Origin of the sequence: Chloroflexus sp. (assembly GCF_034432675.1) — a bacterium.
Lineage (GTDB): Bacteria > Chloroflexota > Chloroflexia > Chloroflexales > Chloroflexaceae > Chloroflexus.
Genome location: NZ_DAOUBI010000223.1, coordinates 1 through 10,705, shown reverse-complemented (window position 1 = coordinate 10,705; position 10,705 = coordinate 1). Strand labels below are relative to the sequence as shown.

Here is a 10,705-nt window from a genome sequence, read left to right as displayed (position 1 = left end):
CTATGGTCGTAACGAGCACACACCGCACACCCGTGACCAGCACGGTCAACCGCGTGACACGCACCTGACCCAAAGCACGGCTGGTGCGGCAGCAGGGCTGCCGCACTCCAAATTCTGCGACACGGGTACGACAGGCGAGAAAGACAACCAATCTGGCGTATGCCGGCACGACCGGAACTGCGCACTGCCAATGGGTCAGGGGTAGGATAAGCTGTCGTTGGTGAACGGTGTATCACCATCGCACAAGATGGTGATTTTTTGCAGTAAGCCGCGATAAAAGTAGCTATAATGAATCATCATCGTATCAGCCAACTGAAGGAAGCACAGGAGTCGTCCATGGATCTACAAGCGCTGCAACAACTGGTCGCCTTTCTAGCCCCTTTTCTCCCCTATTTACTCAAAGCCGGTGAAACTGCCGCCGAAGAGGCGGGTAAGAACCTGAGTACCGAGGGATGGAACTGGGCGAAAGTGTTATGGCAGAAGCTGCAACTGAAGATCGCCGGTAAAGCTGCTGCCCAGGAAGCAGCAGAAGATGTTGCCAAAACACCCAATGATCCTGATGCGCAGGCTACATTCCGACAACAACTCAAGAAACTGCTGGCCGACGACCCTACATTAGCGGCGGAACTGACAAGCCTGTTGGGTCAGATTCGGCATGCGGGAGTGAACGTCATCGTCTCCGGCGACCGTTCGGTTACGATTGGCGGGAATGTCAGTGGCAGCACAATCATCATCGGTGATCAAAACCAGAAATAGCAGAGGCTCTACGTTTCGCAGGTCACCAGTTCATCTATGCTACAATGCAGGACAACAGGAAGGCGAAAACTGGCGCGCCTTTGCGAGGGAATTGCCGGTATGTGAGGAGGGAGGTGCGCGATGGAGCGTAACCTTGGGATGGATCTGGTGCGCGCAACTGAAGCTGCTGCTCTGCGCTCCGGACGCTGGATGGGTCGCGGTGATAAAAACAGCGCCGATCAGGCCGCGGTTGATGCTATGCGCATGGCGCTGAATAGTGTGCCAATGAACGGGATTGTGGTCATCGGCGAGGGAGAGAAGGACGAGGCGCCGATGCTGTATATCGGTGAGCGCGTTGGAAACGGCGAAGGGGAAGAGATCGATGTAGCGGTTGATCCGGTCGAGGGCACAACCCTGTTGGCTGAGGGTATGCCCGGCGCTATCGCGATTGTTGCCGTCGCTGAACGCCATTCATTCTATAACTGGCGCGGTATCCCGTATATGGACAAGCTGGCCGTCGGCGAACGGGCAAAGGGAGTGATTGACATCAATGCCCCGGTCGCCTACAATATCCGCGCCGTTGCCCGCACCCTCAATAAACAGGTGGAAGATGTGACGGTAGTCGTACTTGACCGTCCACGCCACAAAGATTTGATCCGCCAGATTCGTGAGGTCGGTGCGCGCATTAAATTAATTCCCCATGGCGATGTGAGTGCCGGTATTATGACAAGTATTGAGAATCCACCCGCAGATATTCTGATGGGAATCGGTGGTGCTCCCGAAGCGGTATTGACTGCCGCCGCGCTGAAATGTCTGGGTGGCGAGATTCAGTGTAAGGTCTGGCCCCGCAACGATGAAGAGCGGTCGCGTATTGTCGAACTGGGTCTTGACCCGAAACAGGTACTGACAACCCGTGATCTGGTGCGCGGCGAGAATGTGGTCGTCGCAGCAACCGGGATCACGTCGGGAGAGTTTCTGCGTGGTGTAGAATATTTTGGTGGCGGTGCCCGCACGCACAGCGTGGTCATGCGTTCTCGTTCAGGAACGGTACGCCATATCGAGGCAATGCACCGCTGGGATAAGCTGATGCGCATCTCTGATATGCCGTATGCTCATTAATCCTTCTGCGCAACCCTTATCGTTGCGCGACCGTATTGTCCAATCACCGCTGCTTACTGCCGGTCTGGCCCTGGTCACCGGCAGTCTTATTGGTGGTGTCACGGCCTTCGGACCGCTCTACGCTATCGCCGGTCTGCTGGCGCTTTTTGTTGCCACAGCCCTGCTGGTCAGTGTCCGGGCCGGACTGATTGCGGTACTGGCAGTGGCGACGATCATTCCGTTCGGTACGCTGCCGTTTAAGGCAATCATTACGCCCAACTTTCTGACTCTGGTGTTGGTGGCACTGAATGCGGTCTGGTTTTTACGTACCCTGGCCCGCTCTGATGTATATGATGTACGCTTCGGTTCGCTTGGCCTGTCCCTAATTGGCTTTCTTGGGCTGACGCTCTTTTCACTGGTGCTCGGTGCTCGTGGCTTACCAGACCCGCAAACACTTCACAATTATGCGAAATTTGTGCTTGGTGTCATCTGCTACTTCACAGTGATCAATTGTGTACGCGACCGCTCCACTGCCTACCTGATCGTTCGTACTCTCATCATCGTGGGCGGTATTTCAGCACTGATCGGATTGATCGTGTGGGTATTGCCCGACGCGATGGCCCTCCAACTGCTGGTTGCGCTGGGACGGATCGGGTATCCGACCGATGGCCGTGTGTTGCGGTATGTGGAAGATGACCCGAATGGGCTGGAACGTGCCATCGGTTTCGGCGTCGATCCGAACAGCTTTGGCGGGATGCTGGCCCTGGTAGCAGTACTCACCCTCACCCAATTAGCAGCGCCGCGCCCCATCTTACCGCGCTGGATGCTGGCAATGGTTGGCGGCGTGCAGGTGCTGACGCTCCTGTTAACGTTTTCGCGGGCAGCCCTCTTCGGCTTGATCATTGCCGCGGCCTTCCTGGCCACTGTGCGCTACCGTCGGCTTTGGCGTCATATGCTGGCAGTAAGTGTTCTCGGTGCCGTGCTGCTCTTTGGTTTGGGTTATGCCGACGAGTTTATGAACCGTGTGCTCTCCGGCGTACAGTTTCGTGATCAGGCCCAACAGATGCGGCTCGACGAATACGCCAATGCTATTGCAATCATTCAGCGTTATCCGATGTTTGGCATTGGCTTCGGTCAGGCGCCCGATCTTGATCTCTCTGCTGGTGTGAGTAGCATCTACCTGGCGATTGGTCAACGGATGGGTCTGGTTGGCCTGGCAGTATTTCTTGGTCTGATCGGTCTCTGGTTTGTCCGTAGCCTTCGCATGTTACCGGCCCTCGATGAGGAAGCATCGAGCTGGTTGCTAGGCTGCCAGGGGGCCATTGTCGCCGCACTGGCCGTAGGGCTGGCCGATCACTATTTTTTCAATATCGAGTTCAGTCATATGGCGGCGCTCTTCTGGGCTACGATTGGCCTGGGAAGTGCGATTGAATGGTTGATCAACGATCCCCAACCGGTACCGTCGTCAGTTTCTGTTCTGAGTGAGTGAGACGTGACAGCAACAAAACATAAACACCCTGGTGTGGTCGCCGAGAACCGTAAGGCGCGACACGATTACGATATTGAAGAGACGATTGAAGCGGGCATTGTCCTCTCCGGCAGCGAAATTAAATCGGTGCGCGCCGGACGGGTCAACTTGCGCGGCAGTTTTGCCCGTGTGATCGATGATGAAGTGTTCCTGTATGATGCCCACATTGCGCCTTACGAGCAGTCGGGCAAATACTTCAATCACGATCCGATGCGTCCACGCAAACTGCTGCTGCACCGACGTGAAATCAACCGCCTCAATGGCCTGGTGCGCATGAAGGGGATGACCCTGGTACCGCTGAAGGTCTATTTCAAAGGACGCCGTGCTAAAGTCGAGCTTGGTGTAGCACGTGGGAAGAAGATCTACGATAAGCGCGAGGATATTGCCCGGCGCGATGCGGCCCGTGATATTGATCGGGCCTTGAAACGGGCACGACACGATCTGTAACAGAGGTTCTGTACTATGGCTGACCGTTTTCAGCGCATGCGTGAGCGTTATCTGACCGGTGAGATTCCATGGGATCACCCCGATCCACCGCCTGAGATCATTGCACTCAGTCAGGAGTTACCACCTGGCCGGGCTATTGACCTCGGCTGTGGCACCGGGCGGGCTTGTGTCTGGCTGGCTCGCGCAGGCTGGCAGGTTGACGGGGTCGATTTTGTTCCAGAAGCCATCGCCATGGCGCAAGAGCGCGTGGCGGCTGCCGGAGTTGGTGACCGGGTACGTCTCTTCGTGGCTGATGCCACTAATCTGGCATTTCTGAACGAACCCTACGATCTGGCGATTGATGTCGGCTGCGGCCATGGCTTTAGCGAACCGGAATTGTACGCTTATCTCGATGAAGTGCGCCGCCTCCTCAAGCCCGGCGGCCTGTTCGCGTTCTTCGTCCATCTCAGCGACGCGACAAAGCCTGATGCACACATGCTGAAAACCAGAGTCGATCAAAACCTACTCATGGCAGCGCTCCAGGAGCGGTTTATTATCGAGCAGTTTGTCCCCGGTGAAACTGTCGTCATGGGGCAACGCGGCCCCTCAGCCTGGATCTATCTCCGCCGACCGTGATCTGCGATGTTGCACAGGACAGCCCATGAAAGCTATTCAAGACACCTACCCCGATGAATTGAGCTACTGCTACGGTTGTGGTCGTCTTAACCCCGATAGTTTGCATATCAAGAGTGTGTGGAACGGTAACGAAGCCATCGCCCGTTTCACGCCCCGTTCATACTATACAGCAATACCCGGTTATGTTTACGGTGGGCTGCTTGCCTCGCTGATCGACTGCCACGGCACCGGCACCGCAGCCGCCGCGGCCTACGCTGCCGCCGGACGTGAGCCGGGAACTGCGCCATATCTGCGCTTCGTAACCGCATCGTTACGGGTGAATTTTCTGCGTCCCACCCCACTCGGTCCTGAGCTGATCATTCACGGGCGCGTGAAAGAGATGGCGGGACGTAAGGTGGTGATCGAAGCCTGGATCGAGGTTGATGGCGAAACGACGGTGCAGGGTGAAGTGGTTGCCGTGCAGATACCTGAACGTATGCTTGCCGATCTGCGCGATCAGCACAACAAATAGACTACGACCTACCAGCGTGATACCGTTGTCCACACGGGCATTATTGCCGGCAACCGCATCACGCTTATCATAGCTTCAGGCACTGGCACCACTATAGCGACGGATACCCCATCGCCACAGCAGACGCGCTAGCAAGAAGAGGGTGAAACTCACGCCAACCGCTAATGCCAGCGTTGAACTGTTCAAACGAGCGGTGAGCGCTTCTGCCGGAACGGTGACTGCAAACGCAACCGGTACCAGAAAGGTCAGGAGTGTGCACAACCAGCCAGGGTAGATACTGGTCGGCCAGCGTCCGGCGGCGAAAATACCTTCAAACAAATTGATCAAACTTTCGATCTGAATGACCCAAAAACTGGTCGTGGCCAGAATCAGCCAGAAAGCATAGCGTGCCACTACCCCACAGCCCAGCATAAGGACAAAGAGCACGATCTGCCCCAAACTGACACTTGCCTGCAAAGAGACGAGCGCCCATCCGACCACCAGCAAGCCCAATACGACATTGGTGAAGCGCCACGCCTGCCATTCCCGAATACTCACCAGCAACTGGCTATCGACCGGTTTCGTGAGGGCATAATCGAGCTTGCCCTCAAGCCCATCCTGCGCCAGCCGCAACATATTCGGCTGAATCACCGCCTGCACGATGCCACTCATCAGCACGTAAATCCCCATCACGACCAGCAATTCCGCCGGTTGCCAGCCGGCCAGAATGGTGGTGTGTTGAAAGACCAGTCCCAGACCGATCAGCCCGGTTGCCAGACTAATCACCGACTCCAGCATCTGAAAGAAGAAATTAACCCAGTATTGCCTCTCGTTGAGGATGCCAACACGGGCAAAGATGGCAATTAAGCGCACCAGCTCCATGCCACGCCCTTCATCTCTCTGCTACAACAACACCTTGCTTAACCACCAACCGCCGTGTAGCGTGGCACGGCACTGCGCCAAACCAATATTACTAATTCCAGACCGAGAAGTATCCAGAATGCCTGCATCGCCAGGCCACCGATCAAACCGGCGACACTTAATTGCCCAATCAGAGCCTCGATAGGAAAACCAAACGTCCAGCGAAATGGCAGCCAATCGGCCAGCGTGCGCACCCACTCAGGGAAGAGCGCTAGCGGTGCGATGCGCCCGGAGAGAAACCATTCAAAGGCAAAGAAGAGTTCGTAGATCGCCGCCACGCGGGTCGTCCAGAAGGAAATCAGGCCCAGCAACCAGAGAAACATCATGCGGATGAGAAACGCACTCCAGATGGCGACGGCAAATACTGCGATCTCAAGCCAGGTTGGAGCGAGGGTTGGCCGAAAGAGCCACGCCAGAAGTGCGGCAATCGGCAACCAGAACAGAGTGCAATGGATGAAGTGGACGCAACAGCACTGTCGACAATTCACCGGTACGAATCCGCTACTCCCAACCGTATGGCGTGAAGACGATATTCATATTGCGTACCAGCGTCCAGAAAATATAGTAGGCGACGAAATAACCGACATCATACCCGCCGACCGTCCCACCCTGCGCAGCCGCAATCACACTCCAAACCACCAGATAGATGATCGACTCACTGATCATACCGACATGTAAAAATAGTTGGCCGCCCAATACTGAAATTACACCAGGATTGCCTATTTTATTGCGGCCCGATAAAAATCGATAAGTCCAGACATATGTCGCCTTTACAGGTCTCAATTACTCACACCTACCGCAAACACCTGCTCAATAACATATCAATAGGCGGTTCCTCAACCGTCACATCAGCAACGGGTACTTCGGCCAGAATCTAGGCCTTCACTGCAGGAGCCGTCTCTTTCGGGATGCGCAAGGTGTAACGCAGGCCATCCTGATCGATCACCTCACCGAAGCGGGACAGATCACTCCCACTTTCGCTGAGCGTTACAATCAGTTTGCGATAGGCAGCAAACTGATCGACCAGATTTTGCAGTGGCCCATCGAAGAGGACTGGCCCGTGATAGACACAATCACCCGGCCGACAGAGCGCCTTGACACCTGTCATATAGTGACTGGTGAGCAATACTATTGCCCCGGTACGTCGATTGGATTCAGCCACCAACGCCCGAATCCGCCGCTCTATCGTCCGCTCACCGAGCAAAAGATTTCGTACCGCTTTGCGCACCAGATGGCCGACTTCGAGCAACTCAATCAATTCATCACACATCGCCCGAAATACTGCCGGTGGTAAGCGATAGATTGCCCGTAGCAGCTCAACCAAATCGAGTGCCGGCAAGATCCCACTGTAACTGGTTGCGATTACCCATCACCAGTGTAACCCGGCGCAAGAACGTCGGTTTGCGGCGAGATGGAATGTACCCGAAGACACGCACATCAGCAGCGGTTGGATGGAGTAGGCCGGTTAGTATCTTGAGGGTAGTCGTTTTCCTGGCCCCATTCGGACCAAGAAACCCAACCACTTCACCCGGTTGAATGGTGAAACTGACATCGGACACCGCCGGGATGGCACGCACCCGCCGTCGAAACAGGCTACGCACTGCGGCCAGTAAACCCGGATCACGCTCAGGAACCTCGTAGATTTTGCTCAATTGATGGACAACAATGGCCGGTTCGGTAGCTACGTTCATACAATATCTCCCGATACCTGATTGGGTATCGTCTTCTATCTTGGAGTTGAGGGTGCGGATCGGTGAAGGGTAGCGGCAAAATATGCAATCGCAGTACCTGCCAGCGGCCAGGCCGGGTCAAGCATCAGATCATGTGCAGCTTCAGGGATCACGATGAGTTCGGCGCGATACGCCGCTGCCAGCTCCTGCTGAGCGGGCACATCGAAGATGGCATCACTCCCAGCAGCAATCACCAACACCGGTACCTGCACTCGCAGCGGGCGGGGGCGAATAACCATGCTGGTTAAGGTTACAAGTGGCGGTTCGCGCACCAATTGCCGGCGGTAACGTTCGAGATCGGCTGGCGCAATATCCGCTCGAAACAGCGCAGCCCGTACCGCCTCTGCTTCCCGGCGTAGCAAGGCGCGAATGTCAACCATTGGTGTCCGCTCACGCATACGGCGCAAAAAGTAGGTGGGACTCGACACCGGCGAGCTGCATAGCAGCACAGCCCCGGCCAACGGCGGCACTGTTCCACAACGCCCACTCATTAGCAATTGCACGACATACCCACCGGAGCTATGGCCTACAATGAGCGGTGGTTGAGGAAGTTTGCGCACCACCGTTTGCACATCGTGCACATAATCACAGATTGTCGTTAACGAACCGGCAGGCGCACTACGGCCATGACCACGAAGACTGATCGCGTGTACGGTCAAGCCACGTGCTACCAGATCAGGGATGGCTTGCTCAGTCCAGCACCAGGCCCCATGCCAGGCACCGTGTACCAGCACGACAGGGGGTACCGGCTGGGGTGACTGCGGTTGCACTGTGATCCATTCAATTGATCCAAGGTTCACGATGATTGATCCAGCACCTTCTCGGCGGGCAAGCCCAATTGGCGACGACGTTCTTCGGCCAAGCGACGTTTTTCGGCAATCATCTCATCGGTCACGTAGACCCCAAACGAGCGCAGGCGGGCCAATTCAAGACCGTGCTTCTTCCACAGCCGATAGACCTCCTTAACCCGTTCGATCTCGATATTACGGCCTAGCGTGTAGTCTTCAAATTTACCTTCCATCGCCAGCAGCGCCGTCTCTGACAAACAGGCGTAGGCTGTACCAGGCGGCATATCTATATCGAAGCCAAAATCCGGTTCGCCCGGCAATACAATCTCACCACTTTCAATCACTAGCACATCAGGGCGCCGCCGGGCGTCTTCCTCCTTCACGTCTGGCGGACGGGCCACATCACAGACCACCGCACCAGGTTTGAGTTTGTCGATGTTGATCACTTTACCGGTCAGGGCGCTGGTGGTTGTGATGATCAGATCGGCATCACCAATGTAGGCATCGGCGTAGGTCGCGGCCACAACCCGTGCGCCCGGCGTCTCGGCCTCGATCTGCTTCTTGAGCGCGATCAGACGTTCGGCGCGTGGTGCCACCAGAACCACATCGTGGACGGCCTGGGCCAGTAAGCGGGCACAGACTGCGCCAATCGAACCCGTGGCACCGATCACGACTGCCCGTATCCGCTCAGGGCGTCCTCCCTTCATCAGCACTACCGCCTGCTTGGCCGCTTCCAGCGTCGCGGCCACCGTCAGCGAGTTGCCCGATGTAATGCCAATATCCACCTTCTGCGCCACCGTAATACCGGCATCACCGACAACCGAAGTGAAGGCTCCCAACCCCATAATCTGCGCCCCCATCCGTTCCGCCATCCGGGCCGCCTTGATCAATCGGCGATAGGTAAAACCGGGCGGACGGCGCATCATCTCACGCGGTGTCGTTCCCAGCGTCAACAGAATCCCCTCAACCTCTTCACCGGTGGCCTTCGAGCGAATGCCACAGATGCGCGAGAGGTAAAGGGGCGGGAAATGAGCCGCCACCAGCTCCACCAGGCGCTGTGGCATATAGCGTGTCCAACGGAACCATTTGTGATTGGCGATAAGTTCGGTACGCAGCGGGTGAATAACGAATGCGAAGCGCGGCTTGGGACGCGGGTGCAACTCTTGCACCGTCGGCCCCCAACCGGCTGCCGTAATAAAGTCGATCACCTCAGCGTCTCCCGGTTGGCGCGTGCTCTCGGTAATCGCTGTAATCACCGCCTCCAGCGCATCGGCGGCGAGGAAGGGCCGCTCATTACTGAGGGGTGGCGTCATCGTCACCAGCGTCGTTACGCCGCGTCGCCGCAGATCTTCGATCTCGGCAGGTGAGGGGTCATCGGTGATAATCGTCTTGCGCGTCAGATCGTTGGGGGCAAAGCGCCGAATGAAGGCAAAATCGCCGGCAATCACATCCGCCCAGCGGAAGAGGTCAACGGCACGGCTGTCAAAACCTTCCTGGCCGAGCGCCACCGGATGGATAAAGCGATAGGGGAGAAGGGCGAGGATCGGTAACGCAGTTGCCGCGTAGAGTTCAAGCTGTTCGAGCGAGCGTGGTGGTGGCAGAAAAGGAATCCCGGCGTGAATGATCGGATCGGAGAAGCGCAACTCCGGTTCGTACTGACTGATAGCAGCGGCCAATTGATAACGTTCAACGCCGCTGGTAATCAGCACCCGCTTGTAACGCAGCAATGAAGGAAGTTGGCGCACTGCCTGCGCAATCGCCCAGCGCTCAAGCGTCGCCTTGACCACACCCCCATCAACGACCGGCGTTCGCTGGGCCTGGGCTGCGATATGGATGGCTTCCTGATGGGGATAGCGTGCCCGACCGATGCGAAAAACTGGTGTTAAACCACCGAGTCCGATAGCGTCTACCTTGCCATCAAACTCGCGTACCAGCGCCATAGCTTGCGCAACATCGCCGTTCGTACCGATGCGACGCACCTCGACATGCTGCCCTAAAACCTTCACCGTGATCTGATAATCACGGAGTGATGAGCCAAGACTGATACTGACAACTCGCTTCATAACCGCCTCCTCGCGCTATTGGCGTCAGTATACCAGATTGTAACAGCCCGGCGTTCAGAATCGCGTGATGGCGTCGTGATCTCTACACCCGCGATACCGTCCCTGGGAGCGCACACATCCGCCGCACACCTCCAGCCGCCCCTGGAAACAGTACCTATGCATTACCCATACCTGGTGTCAACCACGGGTGTACCAGCGGTTATGATCGCCATGGATGCTGTTGTGGGCGACTGGCCTGGTGACAGTGCACCGCTCCAGCCGTGCCAACACGTGCTGGATGGATTGCCGTA

The 10,705-nt window shown here is 56.6% G+C and carries 13 protein-coding genes; 6 read left to right on the top strand and 7 right to left on the bottom strand.

What is annotated here, in order from left to right:
- Nucleotides 1-336 precede the first annotated feature (336 nt).
- The 6 genes from VAE55_RS16580 to VAE55_RS16555 all read left to right on the top strand — a co-directional run bounded on the left by VAE55_RS16580 (nucleotide 337) and on the right by VAE55_RS16555 (nucleotide 4,934).
- Nucleotides 337-756, top strand: a complete 420-nt coding sequence (locus VAE55_RS16580) for a hypothetical protein (protein WP_322816834.1) — start codon at nucleotides 337-339, stop codon at nucleotides 754-756.
- Nucleotides 757-876: 120 nt separating this feature from the next.
- Nucleotides 877-1,854: a class II fructose-bisphosphatase gene (gene glpX / locus VAE55_RS16575; RefSeq protein WP_322816833.1), complete on the top strand. Its 978-nt coding sequence runs from the start codon at nucleotides 877-879 to the stop codon at nucleotides 1,852-1,854.
- A complete protein-coding gene (locus tag VAE55_RS16570) occupies nucleotides 1,844-3,322 on the top strand; it encodes an O-antigen ligase family protein (protein WP_322816832.1) in 1,479 nt (492 codons plus the stop codon). Before glpX ends, VAE55_RS16570 begins: the two co-directional genes overlap by 11 nt.
- Before the next feature lie 3 nt (nucleotides 3,323-3,325).
- The gene (smpB, locus tag VAE55_RS16565) at nucleotides 3,326-3,808 is read left to right on the top strand and encodes an SsrA-binding protein SmpB (RefSeq protein ID WP_012259157.1); all 483 of its coding nucleotides are present in this window, start codon (nucleotides 3,326-3,328) and stop codon (nucleotides 3,806-3,808) included.
- A gap of 15 nt (nucleotides 3,809-3,823) precedes the next feature.
- Nucleotides 3,824-4,423, top strand: a complete 600-nt coding sequence (locus tag VAE55_RS16560; RefSeq protein WP_322816831.1) for a class I SAM-dependent methyltransferase — start codon at nucleotides 3,824-3,826, stop codon at nucleotides 4,421-4,423.
- Nucleotides 4,424-4,448: 25 nt separating this feature from the next.
- Entirely contained in the window at nucleotides 4,449-4,934 is a 486-nt protein-coding gene (locus VAE55_RS16555; protein WP_322816830.1) for a PaaI family thioesterase, read from the top strand.
- A gap of 75 nt (nucleotides 4,935-5,009) precedes the next feature.
- Here VAE55_RS16555 and VAE55_RS16550 read toward each other — a convergent pair whose 3' ends face one another.
- The 7 genes from VAE55_RS16550 to VAE55_RS16520 form a co-directional block, all read right to left on the bottom strand.
- The gene (locus VAE55_RS16550) at nucleotides 5,010-5,795 is read right to left on the bottom strand and encodes an ABC transporter permease (protein ID WP_322816829.1); all 786 of its coding nucleotides are present in this window, start codon (nucleotides 5,793-5,795) and stop codon (nucleotides 5,010-5,012) included.
- Nucleotides 5,796-5,833: 38 nt separating this feature from the next.
- Entirely contained in the window at nucleotides 5,834-6,322 is a 489-nt protein-coding gene (locus VAE55_RS16545) for an ABC-2 family transporter protein (RefSeq protein WP_322816828.1), read from the bottom strand.
- A 13-nt stretch (nucleotides 6,323-6,335) separates the two neighbouring features.
- A complete protein-coding gene (locus tag VAE55_RS16540) occupies nucleotides 6,336-6,500 on the bottom strand; it encodes a hypothetical protein (protein WP_322816827.1) in 165 nt (54 codons plus the stop codon).
- Nucleotides 6,501-6,708: 208 nt separating this feature from the next.
- Nucleotides 6,709-7,173 (bottom strand): hypothetical protein, encoded by a 465-nt coding sequence (locus VAE55_RS16535; RefSeq protein WP_322816826.1) that lies wholly within the window; start codon nucleotides 7,171-7,173, stop codon nucleotides 6,709-6,711.
- Entirely contained in the window at nucleotides 7,151-7,525 is a 375-nt protein-coding gene (locus tag VAE55_RS16530; protein ID WP_322816825.1) for an ATP-binding cassette domain-containing protein, read from the bottom strand. The genes VAE55_RS16535 and VAE55_RS16530 overlap by 23 nt, the downstream gene beginning before the upstream one ends.
- A 35-nt stretch (nucleotides 7,526-7,560) precedes the next feature.
- Entirely contained in the window at nucleotides 7,561-8,364 is an 804-nt protein-coding gene (locus VAE55_RS16525) for an alpha/beta hydrolase (RefSeq protein WP_322816824.1), read from the bottom strand.
- Entirely contained in the window at nucleotides 8,361-10,415 is a 2,055-nt protein-coding gene (locus tag VAE55_RS16520) for a serine carboxypeptidase (protein WP_322816823.1), read from the bottom strand. The genes VAE55_RS16525 and VAE55_RS16520 overlap by 4 nt, the downstream gene beginning before the upstream one ends.
- Between the last annotated feature and the right edge of the window lie 290 nt (nucleotides 10,416-10,705).

Excerpts from the sequence above, each read along its gene's own strand:
- VAE55_RS16580 (WP_322816834.1), top strand. The coding sequence starts at position 337 with ATGGATCTACAAGCGCTGCAACAACTGGTCGCCTTTCTAGCCCCTTTT.
- glpX (WP_322816833.1), top strand. The coding sequence starts at position 877 with ATGGAGCGTAACCTTGGGATGGATCTGGTGCGCGCAACTGAAGCTGCT.
- VAE55_RS16570 (WP_322816832.1), top strand. The coding sequence starts at position 1,844 with ATGCTCATTAATCCTTCTGCGCAACCCTTATCGTTGCGCGACCGTATT.
- VAE55_RS16560 (WP_322816831.1), top strand. The coding sequence starts at position 3,824 with ATGGCTGACCGTTTTCAGCGCATGCGTGAGCGTTATCTGACCGGTGAG.
- VAE55_RS16555 (WP_322816830.1), top strand. The coding sequence starts at position 4,449 with ATGAAAGCTATTCAAGACACCTACCCCGATGAATTGAGCTACTGCTAC.
- VAE55_RS16550 (WP_322816829.1), bottom strand. The coding sequence starts at position 5,795 with ATGGAGCTGGTGCGCTTAATTGCCATCTTTGCCCGTGTTGGCATCCTC.
- VAE55_RS16540 (WP_322816827.1), bottom strand. The coding sequence starts at position 6,500 with ATGATCAGTGAGTCGATCATCTATCTGGTGGTTTGGAGTGTGATTGCG.
- VAE55_RS16530 (WP_322816825.1), bottom strand. The coding sequence starts at position 7,525 with ATGAACGTAGCTACCGAACCGGCCATTGTTGTCCATCAATTGAGCAAA.
- VAE55_RS16520 (WP_322816823.1), bottom strand. The coding sequence starts at position 10,415 with ATGAAGCGAGTTGTCAGTATCAGTCTTGGCTCATCACTCCGTGATTAT.